This window comes from Streptomyces sp. NPDC044033 (assembly GCF_056434425.1).
On the sequence record NZ_JBWKFF010000003.1, the window covers coordinates 222,242 to 245,402 of the forward strand.

The 23,161-nt window shown below is 71.6% G+C and carries 20 protein-coding genes and 1 pseudogene; 10 read left to right on the plus strand and 11 right to left on the minus strand.

Going from position 1 to position 23,161, the window contains the following annotated elements; genetic code table 11:
- Positions 1-359: 359 nt before the first annotated feature.
- Positions 360-1,652, minus strand: a complete 1,293-nt coding sequence (locus tag AC07AB_RS08375) for a S8 family serine peptidase (RefSeq protein WP_478562095.1) — start codon at positions 1,650-1,652, stop codon at positions 360-362.
- A 395-nt stretch (positions 1,653-2,047) separates the two neighbouring features.
- The gene (locus AC07AB_RS08380) at positions 2,048-5,413 is read right to left on the minus strand and encodes a right-handed parallel beta-helix repeat-containing protein (protein WP_478562098.1); all 3,366 of its coding nucleotides are present in this window, start codon (positions 5,411-5,413) and stop codon (positions 2,048-2,050) included.
- 449 nt (positions 5,414-5,862) lie between these two features.
- On the opposite strand from AC07AB_RS08380, the gene AC07AB_RS08385 reads away from it, so the two are divergent.
- Complete coding sequence (locus tag AC07AB_RS08385) at positions 5,863-7,623, plus strand: serine/threonine-protein kinase (RefSeq protein ID WP_478562101.1); 1,761 nt, start codon at positions 5,863-5,865, stop codon at positions 7,621-7,623.
- 34 nt (positions 7,624-7,657) lie between these two features.
- Here AC07AB_RS08385 and AC07AB_RS08390 read toward each other — a convergent pair whose 3' ends face one another.
- The gene (locus AC07AB_RS08390; RefSeq protein ID WP_478562103.1) at positions 7,658-8,290 is read right to left on the minus strand and encodes a hypothetical protein; all 633 of its coding nucleotides are present in this window, start codon (positions 8,288-8,290) and stop codon (positions 7,658-7,660) included.
- Positions 8,287-8,997: a hypothetical protein gene (locus tag AC07AB_RS08395; protein WP_478562106.1), complete on the minus strand. Its 711-nt coding sequence runs from the start codon at positions 8,995-8,997 to the stop codon at positions 8,287-8,289. The genes AC07AB_RS08390 and AC07AB_RS08395 overlap by 4 nt, the downstream gene beginning before the upstream one ends.
- A 471-nt stretch (positions 8,998-9,468) precedes the next feature.
- Between AC07AB_RS08395 and AC07AB_RS08400 the strand changes: the two genes are divergently transcribed.
- Entirely contained in the window at positions 9,469-10,584 is a 1,116-nt protein-coding gene (locus AC07AB_RS08400) for an FAD-dependent monooxygenase (protein WP_478562109.1), read from the plus strand.
- A gap of 377 nt (positions 10,585-10,961) precedes the next feature.
- On the opposite strand, the gene AC07AB_RS08405 is transcribed toward AC07AB_RS08400, so the two are convergent.
- Complete coding sequence (locus AC07AB_RS08405; protein WP_478562112.1) at positions 10,962-11,210, minus strand: hypothetical protein; 249 nt, start codon at positions 11,208-11,210, stop codon at positions 10,962-10,964.
- A gap of 386 nt (positions 11,211-11,596) precedes the next feature.
- Here AC07AB_RS08405 and AC07AB_RS08410 point away from each other — a divergent pair, with 386 nt between their 5' ends.
- The 3 genes from AC07AB_RS08410 to AC07AB_RS08420 all read left to right on the plus strand — a co-directional run bounded on the left by AC07AB_RS08410 (position 11,597) and on the right by AC07AB_RS08420 (position 12,947).
- Positions 11,597-12,433 (plus strand): helix-turn-helix domain-containing protein, encoded by an 837-nt coding sequence (locus AC07AB_RS08410; RefSeq protein WP_478562115.1) that lies wholly within the window; start codon positions 11,597-11,599, stop codon positions 12,431-12,433.
- On the plus strand, positions 12,430-12,642 hold the full coding sequence (locus tag AC07AB_RS08415) for a DUF397 domain-containing protein (protein ID WP_478562118.1): 213 nt from the start codon (positions 12,430-12,432) through the stop codon (positions 12,640-12,642). The genes AC07AB_RS08410 and AC07AB_RS08415 overlap by 4 nt, the downstream gene beginning before the upstream one ends.
- A gap of 89 nt (positions 12,643-12,731) precedes the next feature.
- Positions 12,732-12,947, plus strand: a complete 216-nt coding sequence (locus AC07AB_RS08420) for a DUF397 domain-containing protein (protein WP_478562121.1) — start codon at positions 12,732-12,734, stop codon at positions 12,945-12,947.
- Between the two features lie 102 nt (positions 12,948-13,049).
- Here the strand turns inward: AC07AB_RS08420 and AC07AB_RS08425 are convergent, their stop codons facing one another.
- Both AC07AB_RS08425 and AC07AB_RS08430 read right to left on the minus strand, forming a co-directional pair.
- A complete protein-coding gene (locus AC07AB_RS08425; RefSeq protein WP_478562124.1) occupies positions 13,050-14,204 on the minus strand; it encodes a N(5)-(carboxyethyl)ornithine synthase in 1,155 nt (384 codons plus the stop codon).
- Between the two features lie 210 nt (positions 14,205-14,414).
- On the minus strand, positions 14,415-14,657 hold the full coding sequence (locus AC07AB_RS08430) for a hypothetical protein (protein ID WP_478562127.1): 243 nt from the start codon (positions 14,655-14,657) through the stop codon (positions 14,415-14,417).
- Between the two features lie 109 nt (positions 14,658-14,766).
- Between AC07AB_RS08430 and AC07AB_RS08435 the strand changes: the two are divergent.
- Positions 14,767-14,904 (plus strand): annotated as a pseudogene (locus AC07AB_RS08435) (IS630 family transposase); the annotation flags it as partial.
- Positions 14,905-14,922: 18 nt separating this feature from the next.
- On the opposite strand, the gene AC07AB_RS08440 reads toward AC07AB_RS08435, so the two are convergent.
- Together AC07AB_RS08440 and AC07AB_RS08445 are read right to left on the minus strand one after the other, a co-directional pair.
- Positions 14,923-15,528: an HD domain-containing protein gene (locus AC07AB_RS08440; RefSeq protein ID WP_478562130.1), complete on the minus strand. Its 606-nt coding sequence runs from the start codon at positions 15,526-15,528 to the stop codon at positions 14,923-14,925.
- 94 nt (positions 15,529-15,622) lie between these two features.
- On the minus strand, positions 15,623-16,312 hold the full coding sequence (locus AC07AB_RS08445) for a nitroreductase (RefSeq protein ID WP_478562133.1): 690 nt from the start codon (positions 16,310-16,312) through the stop codon (positions 15,623-15,625).
- A gap of 111 nt (positions 16,313-16,423) precedes the next feature.
- On the opposite strand from AC07AB_RS08445, the gene AC07AB_RS08450 reads away from it, so the two are divergent.
- Complete coding sequence (locus AC07AB_RS08450; protein ID WP_478562136.1) at positions 16,424-17,026, plus strand: TetR/AcrR family transcriptional regulator; 603 nt, start codon at positions 16,424-16,426, stop codon at positions 17,024-17,026.
- A 103-nt stretch (positions 17,027-17,129) separates the two neighbouring features.
- Positions 17,130-18,029 carry a LysR family transcriptional regulator gene (locus AC07AB_RS08455; RefSeq protein ID WP_478562635.1) on the plus strand — a complete coding sequence of 300 codons (900 nt, stop codon included), beginning with the start codon at positions 17,130-17,132 and terminating at the stop codon, positions 18,027-18,029.
- 55 nt (positions 18,030-18,084) lie between these two features.
- Here AC07AB_RS08455 and AC07AB_RS08460 read toward each other — a convergent pair whose 3' ends face one another.
- Positions 18,085-18,909, minus strand: coding sequence for an SDR family NAD(P)-dependent oxidoreductase (locus AC07AB_RS08460; protein WP_478562139.1), 825 nt, complete (start codon positions 18,907-18,909; stop codon positions 18,085-18,087).
- Between the two features lie 97 nt (positions 18,910-19,006).
- On the opposite strand from AC07AB_RS08460, the gene AC07AB_RS08465 reads away from it, so the two are divergent.
- Both AC07AB_RS08465 and AC07AB_RS08470 read left to right on the plus strand, forming a co-directional pair.
- Complete coding sequence (locus AC07AB_RS08465; protein ID WP_478562142.1) at positions 19,007-19,432, plus strand: MarR family winged helix-turn-helix transcriptional regulator; 426 nt, start codon at positions 19,007-19,009, stop codon at positions 19,430-19,432.
- Between the two features lie 1,950 nt (positions 19,433-21,382).
- A complete protein-coding gene (locus AC07AB_RS08470) occupies positions 21,383-22,363 on the plus strand; it encodes an NAD(P)-dependent alcohol dehydrogenase (protein WP_478562145.1) in 981 nt (326 codons plus the stop codon).
- Between the two features lie 53 nt (positions 22,364-22,416).
- On the opposite strand, the gene AC07AB_RS08475 is transcribed toward AC07AB_RS08470, so the two are convergent.
- Positions 22,417-23,148, minus strand: coding sequence for an SDR family NAD(P)-dependent oxidoreductase (locus tag AC07AB_RS08475; RefSeq protein WP_478562148.1), 732 nt, complete (start codon positions 23,146-23,148; stop codon positions 22,417-22,419).
- Positions 23,149-23,161 lie beyond the last annotated feature (13 nt).

Consider the following 23,161-nt stretch of genomic DNA (forward strand, 5'->3'; position numbering starts at 1 on the left):
GTGAAGCGATCTGGGGGGGGGGATCCCCGGGGGGAGAATTTCCCCCCCCCTCCCTTTCTGGGCTTTTTTTTCCGCTCCTGTTTCCCCCCCCCCCCCCCCCCTCCCCCCCCTGCGCCCGCCGGGGGGACGGACCTGAGCCGACGGTACGGGCGTCGGCCGGTCGGGCCGGTGGGTCGGGCCGGTGGGTCGGGCCGGTCGGGCCGGTCGCGTCGGTCGGGCCGCCGGGGATACGGGCACGCTGCCCACCTCGGCCCCCAGCACTCAGCTGAACGCGCGCTCGGTCGGCTGCGGGCCGCCTGCCGCTGATCGCGCGGTTCCCGCGCCCCTTACGAGGCGCGGTACCACCGACGGTACGGGCGTCAGCCGGCCGTGCCCGCCGTGCCCGTCGCACCGGTCGTACCGCCGGGGCGCCAGCCGCGGCGGCGGGCGCGGGGCAGGACCGCCGCCGCGAGGGCGACCAGGAGCACCCCGCCGCCCGCGATGGCGGCGACCACGAGGGACTGGTCGCGCGCGCCGTTCGAGGGCGCGGGCGGCATGGCGGCCGCACGGTGCGCGTCGGCGGCGCGGCCGGGTGCGGCGCCATCGGCCAGCGCGGCGGAGACCGCCTGCACGGGGTCGACGGTGCCCCAGCCGAGAGCCGGGTCGGGGGTGGCGGCGCCCGTTCCGTTCGCCGTCACGTCCAGCCGGTGGGCGATCTCCTTGCCCGTCAGGCCCGGGCGGTAGGAGGCCACCAGGGCCGCCGTACCCGCGACGTACGCGCTGGCCACGCCGTCCCCGCTGCCCGTGAACTGGCCCGCGCCGCCGGGCCCCGGGCCCACCACCGAGACGCCGGGGGCGCTCAGCTCCGGCTGTGACGCGCTGGCGCCCGAGCCGTTCCCGGCCGCACCGTTCGGGTCCGCCCCGCTCTTCTGCGGCGGTACGCCGCCGGGCCCCACCGCGGCGACCGCCACGACGCCCGGCAGCTCGGCCGGGTAGGAGGGGCCCTTGCCCTGGCCCGTCGGGTCGGCGGCGGCCACCACCAGCGCGCCCTTGCCCTGCGCGTCGCGGACCGCCGACTTCAGGTCGTCCGGCGCGGAGTCGACGCCCAGCGGTACGTCGATGACGCGGGCGCCGCCGTCCGCCGCGGCCCGGATGCCCTTGGCCAGCGCGCCCGGGGTCGTCGCGCCCTGCTTGTCGGTGGCGCGGATCGCCAGCACCCGGGCCCGGGGGGCGACTCCGGCCATCGCGACGTCCTGCTGCTGCCGCCCGGCGATGATCCCGGCCAGGAACGTGCCGTGCCCGACGCAGTCGTCGCCGGCGGAGCCCGACGACGCGGCGTCCGGGCCCGCCATGACCTGCCCGGCCAGCGACGGCACGTGGGCGGTGTCCACCCCGGTGTCCACGACGGCGACGGTCACGCCCTCCCCGCGGCTCAGCTGCCAGGCCCGTTGGAGGCCCAGGAAGCTCTGGGCCCAGGGAAGTTTGGGTGAACTCTTCTTGGACGCGGGGGTGCACTGCTGCCCCTCGGACAGGACGGAGGGGATCTGCGGCAGCGAGCCGTCGTCCCCCTTCGAGTCCGCCCCGGCCGGAACGGCGAGCACCGGTATCAGGAGCACGGCGGCCAGGGCGGCCCCTGCGGGCCCGCGCGAGGCGGGGCGGCGGGAAGATCGCATACGCCGATCGTAGCGGCGGCCGGCCGGAGCGCCGGGGCGGGCTGCGACCGAGGACGTACGGCACCGGTGCGAACCAGGCCGTACGGGCACGATCGGGGCGGCGGCACGCGGTCCCGCGCCGATTCTGTGGCGGCGGCACGGTCCCGCGCCGGTCCGCCGCACCGACCGGCCCGTACGTACCAGGGCGGCGGCACGGTCCCGCCGCGGTTCACCGCACCGACCAGTCCGTACGTACCGGGGCAGGGGCACGGTCCCGCGTCAGTTCGCCGCGCCGACCAGCCCGTACATACCAGGGCGGCGGCACGGCCCCGCGCCGGTTCACCGCACCGACCGGCCCGTACATACCGTGGCGGCCGGGCTGTTGGGGCCCGGCCGGCGGCGCGGTCAACGGCTGGTCAGCGCAGGGTGGTCGCGCCCTCCAGGTCCTCCGTCAGCAGCAGCCGCAGGTCGTCGATCCCGGCGGTGGGCGTCCGGCTCAGCCGGCCCGCCTGGCGGGTCACCATGGCCTCCAGGACGCGCCGGGCCGTGCGCGCGTTGCCGAAGTTGGGGCCGCGCTCCATCTCGGCGAAGTAGCGGTGCAGCTCCGTCACCGTGTCCGGCGCGCACTCGTAGCCGTCCGCGACCGCCTGGGCCCGCACGATGGAGACGAGCTCCTCGTCGCTGTAGTCCTCGAAGTCCACCCGCCGGGAGAACCGGCTGCCCAGGCCGGGGTTGGACGCCAGGAACCCCTCCATCTCGCGGGTGTAGCCCGCGGCCACCACCACGACCTCGTCGCGGTGGTCCTCCATCAGCTTGACCAGCGTGTCCACGGCCTCCTGCCCGAAGTCCGAGCCGGCGGCGCCCTCGGGGGTGAGCGTGTACGCCTCGTCGATGAACAGCACACCGCCGCGGGCCTTCTCGAAGACGTCCCGGGTGAGCTGCGCGGTGTGGCCCACGTACCGGCCCACGAGGTCGGCCCGTGCCACCTCCACGAGCTGGCCCCGGGCGACCACGCCGAGCGCGGCGAGGAGTTCGCCGTACAGCCGGGCGACGGTGGTCTTGCCGGTGCCGGGCGCGCCGGCGAAGACCAGGTGGTTGCCGATCGGCGGGGCGGGCAGCCCCGCCTCCTCCCGCCTGCGCGCCAGGGCCAGCAGGTTGACGAGGTCCTCGACCTCCGTCTTCACGGCCGCCAGCCCGACCATCGCGTGCAGCCGCTCCAGCAGTTCCGTGACCCGGTCCTCGTCGCGCTTGCCCGCGCCCGCCCCGGTCGCGGCGGGCGGCTGCACTCCGACGTCCTGCGGGGTGAGCCGGGTCAGCTCCGGCTCGGCCACCTCGACGACCGAGGCCAGCCGGAACGCCTGGCGGTCGATCATCTCCTCGAAGACCTTGCGCGCGGCGCGGCCGTTGCCGAAGCTGTCGTCCCGCTTCATGCCCTCGAAGTGGCGCTCCAGCGCGAGGACGGCCGGTTCGGTCAGTTCGTAGCGGTGCGCTTCGCACATGGTCCGCACGATGGTGACGAGTTCGCGGACCGAGTAGTTCTCGAACTCGACGGTCCGGCTGAAGCGCGAGGAGAGGCCGGGGTTGGAGTTCAGGAAGTTGCGCATCTGCGGCGCGTACCCGGCGGCCACCACCACGACGTCCTCACGGTGGTCCTCCATCAGCTTGACCAGCGTGTCCACGGCCTCCTGCCCGAAGTCGGGGCCCGATCCGCCGCCGTCCTGGGTGAGGGTGTACGCCTCGTCGACGAACAGCACGCCGCCCAGCGCCTTCTCGAACGTCTCGGTGGTCCGGATCGCCGTGCCGCCCACCACCTGCGCCACGAGGTCGGCGCGGGACACCTCGACGAGGTGTCCGGTGCGCAGCACCCCCAGCTCGGCCAGGATGGCGCCGTAGAGGCGGGCGACAGTGGTCTTGCCGGTGCCGGGCGGACCCGCGAAGACCAGGTGCCGGGCGGTGGAGGGCACCGGCAGCCCGGCGGCGCGGCGGCGCCGGGAGAGTCTGTTGAGGTTGACCAGGGTCATCACCTGCTGTTTGACCGCCTCCAGGCCGACCAGGCTCTGGAGCTCGGCCAGCGGGCCCTCGGGGTCGGCGCGCTCGGGTGCGGGTCTGCCGGGCGCGGCCGGTCCGGCGGTGCCGTCGGCCGCCGGTTCCACGCCCGTACCGGCGCTCGGCTCCGGCTCCGGCGCGCCGTCCCACGAGTCGGCCGAGCCGTTGCCGCGGCTGGTCAGGCTCTCCACGGACAGCCGCGTGGACTTGGCGGGGCCGCGCAGCCCCGCCCCCCGGTTGTCCAGCACCGAGCAGGCGGTGGCGCCCACGGCTTCGAGGCTGTCCACGCGCAGGCCGTCGCCGCCGTTGACCGCCAGCTCGCAGCCGTTGAGGGTCGCGCGGCCGCCCGCCGCCACCAGCACGCCGTGCTTGGCGCTCTCGCGCACCTTGGTACGGGCCAGGGCCAGCTCGCCGCCCTCCTCGACGGCGATGCCCTCCCGGCCCGCACCGCCGACCTCGCAGTCGCGCAGCGTGCAGCGGCCCTGTGCGCCCACCGAGACACCCGCCGCGGCCGTCCGCCGGAAGGTGATCTGCCCCGCGTACGGGTCGCCGCCGTCCGCGACCCGCAGCCCCGCGCGCTTGGTGTCACAGATCTCGCCGCCCTCCAGGCGGCCGCGGCCGTCCTCGGACACCTCGACGCCGTGCCCGCCGACCTCGGCTATCTCGACCCGGCGCAGCAGCGGGTTGGCCCCGCCGCGCACCACCACGCCGCTGTCCTTCGCGTCGCGCACCGAGAGCCGGTCGAACTCGGCGACGCACTCCTCGGCCAGCTCGACGCCCGCGCCCTCGCCGCCGCGCACGGTGAGCCGGGTGAACGCCGGTCCCGCGCAGTCCCCCGCCCACACGCCCGCGGAGCGGGAATCGGTGACCGTGCACTCCTCGAAGACGCCGCGCGCGCGGCCCGTGACGTGGATGCCGTTGCCGCCGGTACGGGCGGTGGTGCAGCGCACCAGTTTGGGGTCGGTGCCGGAGTCGAGGACGATGCCGTGCCCGGAGGCGTCCTGCACCTCGCAGTCCTCCAGCACGGTCCGCGCCGAGGAGGACACGTACACGCCGACCACCACGTCGCGGACCGTCGTGCGCAGCACGCGGGTGCTGCTCTCCTCTTCCAGGGCGATGGCGGGCTTGTCGGTGGTGGAGATGGTGCACTCCTCGACGGTGCCGCGGGCCCGGCCGTTGGCGAGGACGCCGTTGCCGCGGGCGTCGCGGATCACGCAGCGGCGCACCACCGGGTCGCCTCCGTCGCTGATCACCACACCGGAGCTGCCGAGATGTTCGATGACGCAGTCCTCGATGGCGCTGCGCGCCGCGGAGGTCTCGACGATCCCCGCGCCCGCCGGGTTGACGACCCGGCAGTCGCGCATCGCCACCGATCCGTTGTCGCGGGTGAGCAGGGCGGTCCAGCACGCCCCGCTGATCTCGCAGTTCTCCAGGGCGATCTGACCGCGCGGCACGTCGACGGCGGGCAGGTCGTCGTCCTGACCGCGCAGCACCAGCCCGGAGATCTTGGCGGCCTCGGCGGTCACCTGGAGGACGGTGCCGCGGCGCGGCACCACCTCGACGGTGCCGCGTCCGCCCTCGGCCGTGATGGTGACCACCCGGGAGATGACGAGGTTCTCGGCGTACCGGCCCGGCCGTACGGTGATCACCGCCCCCTCGCCCGCTTTTTTGAGGGCCTCGGCAATCGTCGGGTAGTCGTCGCCCTGCTCCCGGCCGACCGTCAGATGGCGCCTCACGCGGACGTTCCCTCCTCGACGGGCCCATGGGCCCCTATACGCACTTCGGTACCACTCATCATGCCTGGTGCGTACACCTGTTGTCCCCGCCCCCACCCCTTGAGACTCTCCGGGCGCAACGGCCACGCAATACGCCTCTGTTCATGCCAAACCGGCAGCAGTCGCGCGATTCCCTCCCGTTCGGCATTTGTGGACACCGGGGAGAGTGCCGGCTGCGGGTAGCGGCGAGAGCTCCGGCGGTGGACACCACAGGTGGACCACCGGCCCCGCGCATCCGGCCGACCGCCTCACCGCCGCGGTCGAGGTCCGGGGCCGGGGCCAGGGCCAGGGCCGGGGCCAGGGCCAGGGCCGGGGCCAGGGCCGGGGCCAGGGCCAGGGCCGGGGCCGGAGCCGGAGCCGGAGCCAGGCCCGGAGTCCCGGTGTCACCCCGCACCGATACCCTCGTGACCATGAGCCTGACAGGTCCGGCAGACAGAGTCGTGGACGGCCGGTTCGAGCTGGTGGACCGGCTCGGCAGCGGCGGCATGGGCATGGTGTGGCGCGCCCGCGACCTCGCCCTGCACCGCGATGTGGCGCTGAAGGAAGTACGGCCGCCGGACCCCGCACTCGCCGAGAACGACCCCGCCGCGGCCCGGGCCCTGCGCGGCCGGGTGCTGCGCGAGGCCCGCGCCCTGGCCCGTCTCGACCACCCCAATGTGGTCACCATCCACCACATCGTGGACGAGGGCGAGGACTCCTACCCGTGGATCGTCATGGAGCTGGTGCCCGGCGCCGGCCTCCAGGACCGCCTGGCCCAAGGCGCGCTGCCGCCCGCCGAGGCCGCCCGGATCGGCCGCGGGGTGCTGGCCGCGCTGCGCGCCGCCCACGCCGCGGGCATCCAGCACCGCGACGTCAAGCCCGCCAACGTCCTGCTGCGGACCGACGGCCGGCCCGTGCTCACCGACTTCGGCATCGCCGCGATCCGCGACGCCACCAGCCTCACGGCCACCGGCGCGCTCATCGGCTCCCCCGACTACATCGCCCCCGAACGCCTCCGCGGCCATGAGGGCGACCCCGCCTCCGACCTGTGGTCGCTCGGCATGCTGCTGTACGTCGCCGTGGAGGGCCGGCACCCGCTGCGCAAGGCCAGCACGCTCGCGACGCTGGCGGCCCTCCTGGACGAGGAGATCCCGGAGCCGCAGCGGGCGGGCGCGCTGACGCCCGTACTGAAGGCGCTGCTGACGCGGTCCACCGCGGCCAGGCCGGACGCGGGGGCGCTGGACCGGATGCTGTCGGCCGCGTGCGAGGGGAACGGCCAGGACGGTCGGAACAGCCGGAACGTCCAGAACAGCCGGAACGCGAGGCAGGAGGAGCGGCGGGAGAAGCGCACGGCCGCCAAGGCGCCGCAGGACGCCGCGCCCCCGGCCCGTACCGCCGTCATACCGCCGGACCGCACCAGGGCCATGCCGCCGCCGAAGCCGGGCCCGGGGTTCGCGTCCTTCTCCTCCACCTCCACCTCCAGCACCTCCTCGTCCTTCTCCTCCAACTCCTTCGCCCCTCCCTCCAGTCCCTCCAGCTCCTCCTCCGCCCCCTCCCCCGCACTCACCGAGCGGGAGGCACGCCGCCGGGTCCGCCGGGCCCGCGTCGTGCCGCTCGCGGCCTCCCTCGTCGGAACGGTCGTGACCGCCGCGCTGGTCTGGGCGCTGCTGCCCGCCCCGGAGGGGCAGGCGGCCGACGAGATCCCCGGCGCCGCGGGGACGGCGGCCGAGCGGGACGGCACCGACCTGCTGACGCCCGACGGGGTCCGGACCGTCATCCGCGAGCTGAAGCCGGTGATGGGCGGCGCCCGCGTCACCGACTTCACGATCCACCGGACGCGGGCGAGCGCCGAGGCGCCCGCCAAGAACGACAAGAACCTGTACGACCACTTCGCGTACGAGAAGGGCAAGGCCACCCGGGAGCGCGCGGGCGGCACCCTCATGCCCGATACCGCCATGGTGGACTTGGAGAAGTTCCGCTGGGACGCCCTGCCGGCGCTGCTGCGCACGGCGGACAAGGACCTCGGCGTCCCGAAGCCGACCAGCCACTTCCTGGACGTGGACCCCGCCTATCCGTTCCTGAACAAGCAGCCGGTGGTCAAGGTCTATGTCTCGGACGCGTACGGCTCGGCGTATCTGGTGGCCGGTCTCGACGGAAAAGTGATCGAGAAGAACCCCCGCCGCCACGGCTGAAACCGCGGGACAGCCGTACCGCCCGTACCGCCCCTCAGCCCACCGACCACAGCAGCCACAGGAACAGCCCCGCCGCGACCGCGCCCAGCACCAGGATCTGGGACCCGGCCGGGAGGGCCGGGGAGGGGCCGCTGGTGGCCCGGACCGTCTCCGGGTCCAGCCGCTGGGCGCGCGCCGTCCACTCCCCCGGCGGGTTGTTGGGCACGACGACCCGCCACGGGTGCCGGGGGTCGTACTCCACCACTCCCCACTTGCGGTGCAGCAGGTCCTGGAGGTCCAGCGGGTGGCGGACCTCGACGCGGTACGCGGGCATGCCCTCCGGCACCACCGTCAGATCGAAGGCGAACACGGTCTTCTGGTCGCGGGGGTCGAGGACGGTCCGGCCGGTGTCCTTGTGCACCGCTCGCACGGAGTTGACGAGCGCGGGCGCGTACGCCCGCCGCCCTCCGGCGCGCAGTTCGACGGCCCGGCCGCCCTGCCCGCTCTCGGCGACCCCGCCGAGGAAGGCCAGCGCCCCCGCGGTGACGGTGAGTCCGATCAGCAGCAGCCAGAACGGGCCCTCGACGGCGCCCCGCACGAGGGCGGCGAGGGCCGCGCCGACAGGAACGGCGGTCAGCAGCGCGACCGGCGAGAAGAACTGGCGCACGAAGCGGGTCGCTGGGGTCATGAGAAGCGCAGCAGCTTTCTGCGGGACACGGCGACCCTGGTGCACGCGGGGTCGTCGGGGCGGGCCTCGTCGTACACGGCTTGGACGGTACGTTCCAGAGCGACGCGCTCCACGATGGCCGGCACCTCGTGCCGGTCGCCCCGCAGGTCGTCGAAGACCACGGTGACCTCGCCGTACTTGCCGCCGACGGTCCGCCAGCCGTGGAGTTCGGCGTCGGCGGTCGTGTACCGGCGGGAGAGGCGGCGCAGCGCGGCGGTGCGGCGCATGCTGACGGCGGCGCCCCACCAGGCGGCGAGGCAGCCGGCCCCGGCGACGGCCCACAGGAAGGTGAGCCAGCCCGAGACGGGGAAGCGGCCGAAGGGGACGATGATGAAGAAATCGGTAACGGTGCCGTACCCGACCCGGCCGGCGTCCACGGCGTCGTACCAGCCGACGATGGCGGCGAGCGCGGCGAGCGCCACGGCCGCGCCCACCACGGCGCGCTGGAGGAACCGTGCGGCGAGGAAGCCGAAGAGCAGTGCGGAGCCGATCCCCACGAAGGGGGCCATGGACGCGAACTGGTCGCTGGCGCAGCCGCCGGTCGCGTCGCAGGACCACTCCACCGTCGAGGCGTCGTAGCTGGAGAGCCGCCACACCAGCCACACCTGCCAGCCCATCAGGGCACAGGCCACCGCGCGCAGCGCCCGCCCATAGGCTCTCCCGCCCACTGTCCGTCCTCGTCTCCCGCGCGTCTCCGGTAGACGGGCGCTTTACCCGGACCATATACGTGCATTGCCCAAGCTGTCCGTGACCCCTGCCACCCGCCGACCGTCCGGCCCGTGTCCGCCGCCTCGAAGCCGGTCACCGGCCTCCGGCCTCCGGTCGCCGATCACCCGTCACCCGTCACCGGTCGCCGCTCGCCGAGGTACGCGCGTACCGCACGGCGCCGCCGCCGAACCGGTACGGCCCGAGCATCCGCCCCGGTCAGCAAACAGCAAAGAAAAACAACACCGAGACATCCGCTGCCCTTGCCGGCCCTGCGACCTCTGCCCCTACCGCCTCCAGTGCCTCTTTTGGCTCGAACCCCCCGCCCGTAATGTGCTGTTGCATCGAGGCGCCCTCTCGATCGGGTCAGTCCCCTGTACGCCGTACGCCCTCCGTGCGGCGTACTCAGGAGATCGCATGACTGAGGAGATCGCATGAAGACTGTTCTCATCTCCGGCGCGAGCATCGCCGGCCCCGCCCTCGCCTACTGGCTGCGCCGCCGGGACTTCGCCCCGACCGTCGTCGAACGCAACCCCGCCCCGCGCCCCGGCGGCCAGGCCATCGACATCCGCGGCGCCGCGCTCGACGTGATCGAACGGATGGGTCTCGGCGCCGAGGTGCGCGCGGCCCGTACCCACATGCACGGCATGTCCACACTCGACCGCGACGGCAACGAGATCGACCGCACCACCGAGCGGACGCTCACCGGCGGCCGGTTCGACAGCACCGACGTCGAGTTGATGCGCGAGGACCTCTCGCGGATCGTGCTCGACGCGACCCGTGACGACGTCGAGTACGTATACGGCGACTCCATCGCCACCCTCGACGAGGACGGACACGGCGTACGGGCCACCTTCGAACGGGGCGCGCCCCGCACCTTCGACTTCGTGGTCGGGGCCGACGGCCTGCACTCCACCGTACGGGCCCTGACGTTCGGCCCCGAGCAGCCTCTCATCCACCAACTCGGCCACCAGATAGCCATCTTCGGCACGGACAACTTCCTCGACCTGGAGAACTGGCAGATCTGTATCAACGACGGCGACATGGCCTTCGCCCTCATCGCCTACCCGGTGCCCGACAACTCGGAGCTGAGAATCACCCTGGGCTTCAAGGGCGACCTGGCCGACTACGACTACCGCGACACCGAAGCCCATAAGGCGCGCGCCGCCGAACGCATCACCGACCTGCGCTGGGAGAGCCGGCGGCTCCTCAAGGCCCTGTGGGCGGCTCCCGACTTCTACTACGACACGATGGCGCAGGTCCGCATGGAGCACTGGTCCAAGGGCCGCGTGACCCTGGTGGGCGACGCCGGTTACTGCCCCTCCCCGATCACGGGCCAGGGCACCAGCCTGGCGCTGGTCGGCGCGTACGTACTGGCCGACTCGCTCGCCGCGGCGGACGGGGACCACCGCGCCGCGTACGCCCGGACCGAGGACCGCATGCGCCCCTTCATCCGAATCAACCAGGCCCTGGCGGGCCGCAGCCCGCTCGAACCCGACACGGAGGCGGCCCGCGACCACGCCAAGAGCGCGATCGCGCTGGACGACTGAGGGGCGGGGGGGGGGGGGGGGGGGGGGGCTCCCCCACCCCCCCCCCCCCCCCCCCCCCCCCCCCCCCCCCCCTGCGGCGCCTCATGGCGCAGTGCGCACCCCCGCCATGTCCCAGCCCGACGCGGCGCCGCCCTCGGCGTACGCGTCCAGGGCCAGATCAGCCAAAGGAAGGGGGGCTATCGGCCGGGAGCGGGGCTGAAAAAGGCTTGTGCGGCTGCTCGACGCAGCCCCGAAACAGCTCATTTCAGCCACCACCCCAAGGGTGCGATAGACGTGTCTCGGCCGTCCGGTACGGGCTCCGGATAGCCACCCGCGCGCGCCCCTTCCGACGTGCCGGAAACGGCACCGAGCGGCGAGCGCCGAGGGAAGCCCTCGACTCAGGAGCCGTCCCCGCTGTCGCTTCGACCTCCGGTTCCGCTTCCGCTTCCGCCGTCTTTGGCACTGCCTTTGGCGCTGTCCTTGGCGCTGCCTTTGGCGCTGAGACGGACGGCCGTATCGGGCTTGCCCCGGCCCGCGCGGTGTTCGGCGCAGGCGCACGGCGGGAACGCGATGGAGCCGGTCGGGGGGCTGGGCCTGGCGGCCGGCTCGTCGAGCACGCCGGGCACCGGCCATGTCGGCTTGAGCACCAGGAGCACTCCATCGGCCCCCAATTCCTCCATCAGCCGGGAAAGCGCTTCCCGCGCCGCACTCCTCATGTGATCAACCGCCTCAGTCCGTCCCGCACCCGCCCGGTCAACTCCCGTGTCGGCTCCGCGTATTCACGCGGCAACCAGTCAGGCGCTAAGCGCCAGAACCCACCGGCCACGATCGCGCGCTCCAACTCCGCGAGTGCGTCGTCTTTTACGTCCGGGCTTCCGGAGCCCCACTGAGGCACGGGGTGAAGGCTCGGAGGAACGTTCGAGGGCATAACGACTCCTCTCTGTAGCGATACGGCTACCAAGGGGAATCATCGTGTCCTAGAGTCAAGGACCGTTCAACGTGTCAGTCGAGCACGGAAGGTCCTCACGAGCCCTTGAACATCAAAGAGTTGAACCCTGACAGCAGTCCCCAAGCTGCCTTCGGTGCACGCCTGCGCAAGGCACGCGAAGATCGCGGGTGGAAGCAGGAAGACCTCGCCGAACACACGGGGTATTCCAGTACGCATATTTCGGCCGTGGAAACTGGTCGCAAGATGCCGACTCTCCGCTTCGCGCGTCGCGCTGACATTGCCTTCGGCATCACCGACACCGCCGACACGTTCGAGCGCGAGTGGCGGGAGATCAGGCACGGAAGCCTCCTGGAAGGCTTCCCGGAGTATGTAGGGCACGAGGGCCGGGCGGCCGAGATCAGGTTGTACGAGGTGGGAGTAATCCCTGGTCTGCTCCAGACACCGGAGTACGCGACAGCGCTGGTAGAGAGCACCGTCAAACGTGGCGTCATCTCACCGGAGCAGGGAGCCGAGCGGATAGCCCTCATCGCCGAGCGCCAAGCTTCGCTAACCCGGACGTCGCCCCCGCTCGTCTTCGTGGTGCTCGATGAGAGCTGTCTCAGGCGGCCTATTGGGAACAGGTCTGTCATGGAGGCGCAGTTGGCGCGTCTGACCGAGTTCGCCGAGCTGCCGAACACCGTGCTCCAGGTCGCCCCGTTCAGCATGGGGGTTCGTCGCACGCTAAGCCTGCCGCTGTACCTACTGACCATGTCGGACCGCTCCCTCATGCTGTACGCCGAGGCTGCGCCGCGCGGCCACCTCGAACGAGAAAGCACGTTCGTACTGCCCATGCTGACGGCCTACCATCAGCTACAGGCCGAAGCGCCTTCCCAGGCGGCGTCTGTGGCCATGATTAGCCGGATACGAAAGGGCACCTCGTGACGTCCACCGAATCCCCCCGCTGGTTCAAGTCCTCGTACAGTGAGAACGGCGGCGCTTGCATCGAGATCGCGGCCAACCTCGCTGCCTCGCGCAACGTCGTACCTGTCCGCGACAGCAAGGACACGGACGGCCCCACGCTCTCCTTCACCCCGACGGCATGGACGACCTTCGTGGCCGGCGTGAAGGGCGACAGCTTCACAACTGCCTAGCCAGAGGCGGCGGCCCGGAACGGACAGGGCCCCTGACCCGCCACCAGCGGATCAGGGGCCGTGATCGACCCAGTACGAAAGGGCACCTCATGACGTCCACCGAATCCCCCCGCTGGTTCAAGTCCTCGTACAGCAACAACGGCGGCCAGTGCATCGAGATCGCCGCCAACCTCGCCGCCCCCCACGGCACCGTCCCCGTCCGCGACAGCAAGAACACGGACGGCCCCACCCTGGCGTTCACCCCGACCGCGTGGACGCGGTTCGTAGCAGAGGTGAAGAAAGACGGCGGCTTCGCGACCGCCTAGCGTCCCCGCCGGGGCGGGCAGCCGTCGAGCTGCTCTCACAGGCGGCGCGAGGTCCGGGACGTCGGCGGCGTACTCGCGCCGAGTACGCCGCCGACCAAAGAATCAGAGCAGGGCGTGCGGGTGCTGTTCGGCGCGGTGTTGGAAGGCCAGGACCGCGGGGTTCTGGATGGTGCCGCCGCGGATCTCGATGGCTCGGCTGATGGTGCGGTCACCGTCCCAGCCGGTCGGTCCTTCGAGGACCGGCCGCAGGAACGGGATCAGTGCCTCGCTGTTCTCCCAGGTGGCCGCGTCCCACAGATAGGAGGGGCTGTGGTCGACGGCGTAGTAGTGGACGTTGTCGCCGACGGTGAACATCGGCTCGTTGAAGGTGGTGGGCCGCGCCCAGGCGAAGCCCATGCCCTCGTCACAGGAGACGTCGATGACGAGGGAGCCGGGAGTGAGCTTCGCCAGGTCCTCCTCTATCAGGAACATCAGCGGCGCGTTGGTGTCCTGGAGTACGCAGTTGACGATGATGTCGTGCCCGGCGAGGAAGTCGGACAGCGGCTCCGGGCCGTCCTCGGTGAGCGCGACGCTGCGCCGCGGGTCGAGGGTGTCGTCGGCGACGTCGTGGTCGAAGCGCACGATGCGTGCCGAGTGGATCGGCGAGCTGACGGCGGTGGTGCCGCGGGCGGTGAGCACGTCCACGTCGTGAACGCCCAGCGCGCTGAGCGCGGTCACCGCGCCGCGGGCGGTGGCGCCGAAGCCGATCACCACCGCGCGCCGTCGGCGCCCGTAGTCACCGGTCGCCCCGGTCAGCTGCATGGCGTGCAGCACCGACGAGTAGCCGGCCAGTTCATTGTTCTTGTGGAAGACGTGCAGGTTGAATCCGCCCGCCCGGGTCCAGTGGTGCATCGCCTCGAAGGCGATCACCGTGAGCTTGCGGTCGATGGCGGCCTGCGTGACCTTCTCGTCCTGCACGCAGTGCGGCCACCCCCACAACACCTGCCCCTCCCGCAACTCCGCCAGATCCTCGTGCAGCGGTTTGGGCAGCAGGATGACGTCACACTCTGCGATCAGCTCTTCGTGTGAGCGGAATCCGGCGACCCACGGTGCGAGCTGCCGGTCCGGAACACCGAAGTGCTCTCCGTAACCGGTCTGTAGATAGATGCTGGGCTGAAGGTCGGCGTCGATGCGTTCGAAATGCGCTGGGTGGATCGGCAGACGGTGCTCGTTCTCTTTACGGGTCTGCGACATGATTCCGAGCTTGAGCTGCTGCAAAATACCCCTTTGATTACTACCTGTCTAACACACCTCGGAGTGGGGGGACTTGCTCGGCAGCGCTCCTACGGGCCGGGAGCCCCGGTGGAAACCCGCCCCAAACGCCTTCAGCCGACCAGCGGGACAGCCGCCGCTCCGGGCCACCTCCCGCGCCTCCCCCGCCGGCCGGCAGCGCCTTCCACCTGGACCGGCAGAACCCCGCAGCAAGGCTCATAACACCAGGTCAGGAAGGTCCTTCGCGGTTCCGGCCCACAGTCCGGGCCGTACGGGCGGGAGCCGCCGCGCCGCGCCCGGCGGGGTTTCCTCGAAGGCGCCCTCCGGCCCGTAGCCCGCGTTGGCGATGACGATGGCGATGACGATGGCGATGAGGACGTCCAGGGGGCCGACTTTTCGCGGGCCTCCGCGATCACACTCGCCACGGCGTCGCCGTCCGTCACGAGACCAGGTGACCAAGTGATCCGGCCCGTGCTGTGACCGCGGTGGTTCGCCGGGTTGCGGGTCGCGGCTATGAGCGCCGGACCGGTTGGATGAGCCGCCAGACCGTCCGACAGGTGGAGGCGCGGTGGCAGAACCCGTTCGGGTCGGCAGACTGACCGATCAGGAGGGGCAGTGGCTGCGCCGGATCGTACGCCGGGGCAGCACCAGTTCGGTGCGCTACCGGCGCGCGATGATGACGCCGGCCTCTGCGGGCGGGAACCGCGCCTGCACCGGTCCGGCTTCAGCCCTGATCGAGCGGATGGGAAAGGGCCCGTTCCGCCCAGTCTCCCGCTGCCAGCTCCGAGGCCGCACAGCCCGGTTTACGTTCCGCCTGGTCCTGGAACAGGCGCACGAAGGAACGGGCGAAGCCCAGCCGGGGGTATGCACCGACGAGTGTTTCCGTGAAGGCGACGCCGAACGTCTCCAGACCCGTTCCGGATACATCCGCGCTGGTCCCGACCTGCAACAGCCGGCTCTCCACATCCACTTCCGGCGCGATGTCGTCCCGCATATGGAGCACGATCAGCTCAGCCACTCTGTCGCGTCGCTCGGCCGGCCAGCCGAGACCGGCTGTGAAGACGCGGGCCAGGTGCCCGCCGGCTTCTTCAAAAGCCAGCGTGTGACTGTCGAAGGGTGGGGTGAGAGCCAAGTCGTGCAACATGGCCGCGACGAAGAACAGTTCACGGTCGAAGTCGAGGCCGCAAGCCTCCGCCCAGGCCGCGCCGAAGAAATAGGACCGCACAGAGTGGTGGTACAGCGCGGCATCAGCGTATTCCGCACAGACTGTTCGCGCCGCCTCCGCCGCCCGTCCTGCGGGTACGCGCACCCCTGCGACCTCGACCAACATTCCGCGACCCCTCACAGCCGAGCGCTACTCCCGAGGCGCAGCATAACCAGGCCGAGCGCCCACCCCGCCTCGGTGAACGTTCACGGCCACAGCGCTAGCCGTGGAAGGTCGCGACCGCTTCGAGCGCGGCCCGCTCGGCGGTGAAGTGGTTCACCGGGGCGGCCTCGTCGGCGTAGCCGAAGGAGACACCGACGAGCAATTGCCCCTCTGTGACCGCCAGTTCGGAGCGGATCGTGTCGGCGTAGAAGCTCAGCAGCCCCTGCGGGCAGCTCGCCACGCCGTACGCGGCCATCGCCAGGAGCAGCGTCTGCATATAGGCACCGGCGTCGGCGGCCAGCCGGGGCCCGCCGTCCCCGGTGACGAACAGGAACGCGACGTGCGGGGCTCCGTAGAAGCTCAGGCTCTCCGCGTCGTAGGCCGCGCGCGCCTCGTGATCGTCAGGGCCGATGCCCAGCGCCCCGTACAGCTGAGCGCCGAACGCCGCCCGACGGGCCTGGTGCACCGGCGCGTACATGTCCTCGGAGTACGGAAAGTCGGCCGAGATGCGGCGTGCGGCGTGGGCCGTCCGCAGGGCGTCCGCCACGCGCTCGCGCGCGGAGCCGCTCGCCACCTCCACCCGCCACGGCTGCGCGTTGGAGTTGGACGGCGCGGCGCCGGCCAGGGAGAAGATCGCGCTCATCGTGCCCTCGGGCACCGCCTCCGGACGGAACGCGCGGGTCGCGTGACGGCCGCGTATCAGCTTCTCGGCACAGCCGCTCAGCTCGGTGGGCGACAACAGGTTCATGGGTACTCCTCGACAGCAGACGACAGCGATCGATGTAAACGGGATCGTTTACATCGAGGCGACCGTAACAGCCCTTCCCCGTCGAAGTAAACGCAGACGTATACTTGCTGTATGAGTGGGACGACGACGGCGACAACGGCAGCTCAAGGGCGGGGTCGGGGCGCGCGGGAGCGCATCCTTGCCGCCGCCGCGCGGCTGTTCGCGACCCAGGGGATCAACACGACCGGCATGGAGCAGGTCGCGGAGGCGGCACCGGTGTCAAAGCGCACGCTCTACGCGCATTTCCGGACCAAGAACGACCTGGTGATCGCCCACCTCCAGGGCCTCGCCTCGTCGGGGGCCACCCTGGAAACCGTGCTGACCCGCGAGGACGTCCCCCCGCTGGAGCGGCTCCTCGGGCTGTTCGACCAGCCCGCGCCCGACGCGGCACCGGTGCGCGGGTGCCCGTTCATCGACGCCGCGGCGGAGTTCCCCGACCCGCAGAGCGCGGTCCACTCCTACGCCCGCGAGCAGAAGCTGCGCATGGCGCGGCTGGTCACCGCGCTGCTGGCGGAGCTGGGCTGCCGCGAACCAGCCGCGCTCGCGGAACAGCTGGTCACCCTCGCCGACGGAGCGGCCAGCCGCGCCATGGTGCTGGACGAAGCGGACTACGGCCGACACGCGCGTACGGCGGCGCGGACCCTCCTGGCGCACTCCCTGCCGAGCACGGCCTGACGCCGAGGTTCGCCGGCCAAGGGCCGCAGCGGAGTGGTCACTTACTATTGCGGCGATGACAGCGGAGGGGACCACGGTCCACCGCCGGGAGAGGACGGAGCCGATGAGCCTTCGCCAGTACGAGTACGCCCTGGCCGTTGCCCAGGAGGGTTCGGTGACCGCGGCGGCGGAGCTGCTGCACGTAGCTCAGCCGTCGATGTCCCAACAGATCCGCGGCTTGGAGCGGGACCTCGGTGTTCAACTGTTCACCCGCACGCCGACCGGGCTCGTACCCACCACGGTCGGCCGCGCGTTCCTGCGTGAGGCCGAGGTCGCGGTGAGCGCGTCACGACGGGCGCGGGCGACTGCGCGCGCCGGCGCCGACGACCTGGTGGGCGAGCTGGTGGCCGCGGTGCAGATGGGCTTCGGTACCCGGCAACTGCCGGGCGCGCTCAGCGCGCTGCGCCGCCGCTTCCCCCGGCTGGAGGTCAGCGTCTTCGAGGAGCCGAGCTCCGCCGAGCTGGAACAGCTCTGCCGCCGGGGCGTGTTGGACCTCGCCCTGATGGCGGCGTGCGAGCGCAGCCCCAGCGACGCCCACCGCCTGGGCGACGAGGAGTTCGTCGTGGTCCTGGGCCCCGGTCACCCGCTGCTCGCCGCCGACCGGGTCGAGCTGCGCGAACTGGAGGGTGAGCCGTGGGTACGGTTCGACCGTGACAGCGCCCTCGACGCCGTACTCCTGAACGTACTTCGGGACAACGGCCTGGCCCCGACCACGACCGCCCGCATCTCCCAGACGGCGACGGCCGTACGCTGGGCCGCCCAAGGGCTGGGCGTGACGCTCGTACCGGCCTCCGCCGTGCCTACGGGCCACGAGCACCTCGTACGTCCGGTGTCCCCGGCCGTGTCCCAGCCCGTCATCGCCGTACTCCGGCAGAGCGCGGGCCCGGCGGAGACGGCCTTGCTGGAACTCCTGCGCGAGGAGAGCTGGCGCGGGACCGCTGCCGAGTTCGCGCCGGTGAGCTGAGGCCGGTGGAGCTGCCGGCGGATTGGCCGGTGGATTGGCCGGCAGCCGATCGCGGTCAAGACGGGGCGGGGGCTTCGATGTCCGTCGCGCGGTCCAGCCCCAGGAACCGGTTAAACCGGGCGGCCGTACGCGTCACCACCGTACGGGGAAGCAGCCGTGGGGCCCAGGTAGCGGCGCGCATGATCGCGCGGCCCGGGTAGGCGTTGACGGCCCCCTTGGCGTAGGCGTCGAGGGTCTTGGCGGCGACGCGCTCCGGCGAGTCGGTGTGGGCGGGGTTCATCGTGGCGGTGCTGTGGTCGAAGAACCCCGTGTCGGTGGCTCCGGGGTGGGCGGTCATGACCCGCACCCCGCTCGCGCGCAACTCCTCCGCGAGCGCTTCGGTGAACGACAGCACGAACGCCTTCGTCGCCGCGTAGGTCGCCTGGTACGGGAGGGGCAGGAACGCCGCCGTGGACGCGACGTTGATGATGCCGCCGCTCCCCCGAGCGGCCATGCGGCGGCCGAGCGCGTGGGTCAGGTTCATGAGGGCGACGACGTTCAGCTCGACCGAGGCGACGTTGCGCGCGGACGCGGATTCGAGGAACGGCCCGACCGCGCCGGTGCCGGCGTTGTTGACCAGCAGATCGATGGTGTGGCCCCGGCGGTCCAGCGCCTCGACGAGCCGGTCCACGCCGTCGGCGGCGGCGAGGTCGACTGCCTCCGTCGCGACCTCGCCCCCGTACTCCTTCCGAATCCCGTCGGCGACCCGCTCCAACGCGTCACCGGACCGGGCGACCAGCACCAAGTCGGCTCCGCGCCGGGCGAGTTCGCGGGCATACGCCTCGCCGATTCCTTTGGACGCTCCGGTGACGAGGGCGGTGATGCCGGAATAGGCACTCATACGCGCTTCCTTTGAATCATTGACACTTCGAGTCTCGAAGTACATGCGGAGGACCATAACAGCTTCGAGTCTCGAAGCACAGTGCTAGCCTTCAGCCATGGAGAACGAGTCGTTGGAATCGGTCGCACGCGCCAACCACGAACTCTTCATGCGCACCTCCGACCGCCTGGCCCAGCCCCTCGACGAACTGGGCCTCACGCACGCGACGGCCCAAGCCCTCTGGGCCCTTGACCCCGACGAACCCGCCCCCTCCATGAAGGTCCTGGCCGGCCGCCTCTTCTGCAACGCCCCCAACCTGAACTTCGTGATCAACCAACTCATCGACCGCGGCCTCGTCGAACGCGGCACCGACCCCACCGACCGCCGCGTCCGAGTGGCCGTACTCACCCCCCACGGCCGCAAAATCCGAGCCCGCGCAATCCAACTACTCCTCGCCCGGACCCCCTTCGCCGCCTGCTCCCCGGAAGACCTGGCCCACTTGGCCGAAATCCTGCAGCGAACACTGCGGAAAGAGCCGAGGTGACGCGAGGCGGGGCGCTGTGCGGCTGCCGGCTGCCGGCTGCCGGCTGCCGCGTGGGGTGGCATTGCGCCCGGTCAGATGCGGCTTTCGTCTCGGACCCTCCGGGCCCAAAGCGCTGACAGCGGCAAGGGAGGGGGCGGGGCCGGTGCCGGATCGCTGCCTGCGGGCGAGGTTCGCGGCTGAGGCCAGGGAGGCTCGCTGCGCTTAGCAGCTGGCTGCTGCCGCGAGGTGGTTGTGGTGAGGGTTTCGGGTGCCGGCGCCGAGTGGCTCGGATCTGTGATCACAAGCAACGGGCAGCGGCGCGCTGCGCTGCGCCGGGGCCCGTGGTCCGGGGTTGGGTTTCCGCCCGCAGAACAAGGGCCCCGGGGTGGGGAAACCCCCGCCTGACGGCCGACGTGCCCGATACGCCCGCCCTATGAAGTTGAACAGGCAACAGGGTGGAGTTGCCGCCCAGTTCCACGTCCGGTATGGCGCTTTTGTCGGGCGGTAACTCCACCCTACTTAGGAGTAGCAGCACTGGGGCCACAGGAAGATCCAGTGCTGGTGCTGGTGCTGCCGCGTGGGGCGGGATTGGGGGTGGGTGGGTGCGGGTTTCGTCTCGGACCCTGCGGGTCCAGGGCGCCAGCAGCGGCAGGGGAGGGGGCGGGCTGACCTCGGTTCGCTGTCTGCCGCCCGGGTTCGTGGCTGGGGCCAGAGAAGCTCGCTGCGCTTTGCGGCTGGTAGCTGCCGCGAGGTCGTTGTGGTGGGTTTTTCGGGTGCGGGGGCGGCGGCGACTCGGGCCTGTGATTCAAGGGATCAGCGGCGGTGAAGCTGGGGTTGGTTCGCTACCTGTCGTCTGGTGTGGGGCTGGTGTCACCGACGGCTGCCGCGTGGGGCGGCATTGCGAGTGGTTGAGTGCCGCTCTCGTCTCGGACCCTCCGGGCCCAAAGCGCCAGCAGCGGGAGGGAAGGGGGCCGGGCTGGTCTCGGTTCGCTGTCTGCCGCCCGGGTTCGTGGCTGGGGCCAGAGAAGCTCGCTGCGCTTCACCGCTGGTAGCTGCCGCGAAATGGCCGGTGCGGGCTCTTCGGGTGCGGACGCGCGGGCAGCTCGCGCCTGTGATCCACGGCGGCCGGCAGTGGATGCGGCGCGCTGCGCCTCGGGGGCGCCCGGCGTCCGGGGGCGGTTTCCACCCGCAGAACAGGGGCCCCGAGGTGGGGAAACTCCCCTCCGGCAGCCAACGCGCCCGATATGCCCGACCCGTGATGTTGATTGGGCAACAGAGTGGGATTGCCGTCCGATTCCATGCCCGGAAAGGAACTTTTGTCGGGCGGCAACCCCACCCTACTTACGAGTAGCCCCCGAGAGCCTCCGGCAACGCCCCACCACTGCCCCTCGCGGCAGCGGCCGGCGGCGGAGCGCAGCGGAGCTCGTCTTGACCCCAGCCGCGACCACCGCCGCAGACAGCAAACCAACCCCGGGCCGCCTCTCGCCTCCGCTGTGGATCACAGGCCGAGACGCACCCGCGTTCGCACCCGAAGAACCCACCCCGACCACCTCGCGGCAGCAACCAGCCGCAAAGCGCAGCGAGCTTCTCTGACCCCAGCCACGAACACGGGCGACAGGCAGCGAACCGAGGTCAGCCCGCCCCCTCCCCTCCCGCTGCCAGCGCCCTGGACCCGCAGGGTCCGAGACGAAACCCGCACCCACCCACCCCCAATCCCGCCCCGGCTGCCCCGGCTGCTCCAGCCGTACGCGACCGGTGCACGCGGCCGGTGCACGCGGCGCACCGCCCGCATTCGGCATCGCCCCCGACAGCACATCTAGGCGCGATCGCGGCTTCGCGGGATGCTGAGAGGGCTGCGCCAAACGCTCATTCAGCTCCTCCGCACGGCCTGCGCGCACCCCCGACGATCCGCCCGAACCCCGAAGACCCGCGTGGGCCCCCGCCCGTCATCTCAATCGGGAGGAATATGCGATGAAGGCCATCGTGCAGGATGTCTACGGCTCCGCAGACGTCCTCGAACTGCGGGAGATCAACCGCCCCTCCCCCGCCGCCGGCGAAGTGCTCGTACGGGTGCATGCCGCCGGGGTCGGGCCGGACGTGTGGCATCTGATGACGGGGCTGCCCTTCATGGTCCGCCTCGTCTTCGGGCTGCGCAGGCCCAAGAACCCCGTTCGGGGGTTCGACGGTGCCGGGCGCGTCGAGGCGGTCGGTGCGAAGGTGACCGGGTTCGAGCCCGGCGACGCGGTCTACGGGGAATTCGCGGGGTCCTTCGCCGAGTACGCGCTCGCCAAGGCCACCAAGATCGCCCCGAAACCCGAGAACCTCACCTTCGAGCAGGCCGCCGCCGTGCCGGTCTCCGGTCTCACCGCCCTACAGGCCCTGCACGCCAAGGCGGGGGTACGGGCGGGCCAGACAGTCCTGGTCTTCGGTGCCTCCGGCGGAGTCGGCAGCTTCGCCGTTCAACTCGCCGCCGCTCACGGCGCGGACGTCACCGGGGTCTGCGGGACGGGCGCGGTCGGCTTCGTCCGTTCTCTGGGCGCTACGGACGTCATCGACTACACCCGAGAGGAGGTCACCGGTCGCACCCGCCGCTACGACATCGTCCTCGACGTCGCCGGCAACCGCCCCCTCGCCCTGTTGCGCCGTGTGCTCACCCCGAACGGCACTCTCGTCCGTATCGGCGGCGAGGGCGGCAGCCGCTGGTTCGGTGACGCCGGCATCCAACTCGTGATGGCGGCGCGGACCCGGTTCGTACGCCAGAACCTCCTCGGCCTCCTTATGGTCACCCGCCAAAATGATCTTCTGACCCTCAAGACCTTGGTCGAGAAGGACGAGATCGTTCCGGCCATCGACAGCACATATCCCCTGGCCGAGGCCCCAGCCGCCGTCCGCCGCCTGAAGGAGGGCCATCCCCGAGGCAAGGTCGTTCTCACCGTGATGCCCAGCGTCTGAGCGGCTCGGCTCGGCTCGGCTACGGCCGTTGATCGCATCGGAACGACTCGTCTCTAGAAGACAGCGCCTCCCGCGTCGACGTGCATCGTGGTGCCAGTGATGTACCCGGCACGAGAAGAGGCGAGGAAACAGATCGCCTCGGCGATCTCGTGCGCCTTGGCCGTCCGCTTGATCCCCAGGCTCTTGGCCACGCCCTCGTTGCCCTCCTCCCCCCATGCCGCCAGCACGCCCTCGGTGCGGGTCGGGCCGGGAGAGACGCTGTTGACCCGTACGCCGCCGTCGGCGAACTCCGCCGCCCACGTACGGGTCAGCGAGGACAGCGCGGCTTTGGTCGCGCCGTAGACCGAGGCGCTGGGGAAGCCCTTGAACGCCGCGAGCGAGGTGACGTTGACGATGCTGCCCTCGCCCTTTTCGAGCATGTGCGGTACGAGCGCGGCGACCAGAAAGTAGGCGCCGCGTACATTGGTGTTGAAGACCCGCTCGTAGCCCTCCACGCTCTGTTCTACGGTGAGCGAGGTGGGGAAAGCGCCCGCGTTGTTGACGAGGATGTCGACCGGACCGCTCTGGCGGGCCAGTTCGGCGACCGAGTCCAAGTCCGCCACGTCGGCCCGTACGAACCGAACCTCGCCGTCCTCCTGCGCGGCACGCAGTGCGTCCTTGCCGCGCTCGACGTCGCGGCCGCTGATGACGACCTCGGCCCCCGCACGGGCCAGCATTCGAGCGGTCGCCAGGCCGATCCCGGAAGTGCCGCCAGTGACCAGCGCCACCTTCCCCCGCAATTCCATACCGTTTGATATC

Excerpts from the sequence above, each read along its gene's own strand:
- AC07AB_RS08375 (WP_478562095.1), bottom strand. The coding sequence starts at position 1,652 with ATGCGATCTTCCCGCCGCCCCGCCTCGCGCGGGCCCGCAGGGGCCGCC.
- AC07AB_RS08385 (WP_478562101.1), top strand. The coding sequence starts at position 5,863 with ATGAGCCTGACAGGTCCGGCAGACAGAGTCGTGGACGGCCGGTTCGAG.
- AC07AB_RS08390 (WP_478562103.1), bottom strand. The coding sequence starts at position 8,290 with ATGACCCCAGCGACCCGCTTCGTGCGCCAGTTCTTCTCGCCGGTCGCG.
- AC07AB_RS08400 (WP_478562109.1), top strand. The coding sequence starts at position 9,469 with ATGAAGACTGTTCTCATCTCCGGCGCGAGCATCGCCGGCCCCGCCCTC.
- AC07AB_RS08420 (WP_478562121.1), top strand. The coding sequence starts at position 12,732 with ATGACGTCCACCGAATCCCCCCGCTGGTTCAAGTCCTCGTACAGCAAC.
- AC07AB_RS08440 (WP_478562130.1), bottom strand. The coding sequence starts at position 15,528 with ATGTTGGTCGAGGTCGCAGGGGTGCGCGTACCCGCAGGACGGGCGGCG.
- AC07AB_RS08445 (WP_478562133.1), bottom strand. The coding sequence starts at position 16,312 with ATGAACCTGTTGTCGCCCACCGAGCTGAGCGGCTGTGCCGAGAAGCTG.
- AC07AB_RS08450 (WP_478562136.1), top strand. The coding sequence starts at position 16,424 with ATGAGTGGGACGACGACGGCGACAACGGCAGCTCAAGGGCGGGGTCGG.
- AC07AB_RS08455 (WP_478562635.1), top strand. The coding sequence starts at position 17,130 with ATGAGCCTTCGCCAGTACGAGTACGCCCTGGCCGTTGCCCAGGAGGGT.
- AC07AB_RS08460 (WP_478562139.1), bottom strand. The coding sequence starts at position 18,909 with ATGAGTGCCTATTCCGGCATCACCGCCCTCGTCACCGGAGCGTCCAAA.
- AC07AB_RS08465 (WP_478562142.1), top strand. The coding sequence starts at position 19,007 with ATGGAGAACGAGTCGTTGGAATCGGTCGCACGCGCCAACCACGAACTC.
- AC07AB_RS08470 (WP_478562145.1), top strand. The coding sequence starts at position 21,383 with ATGAAGGCCATCGTGCAGGATGTCTACGGCTCCGCAGACGTCCTCGAA.
- AC07AB_RS08475 (WP_478562148.1), bottom strand. The coding sequence starts at position 23,148 with ATGGAATTGCGGGGGAAGGTGGCGCTGGTCACTGGCGGCACTTCCGGG.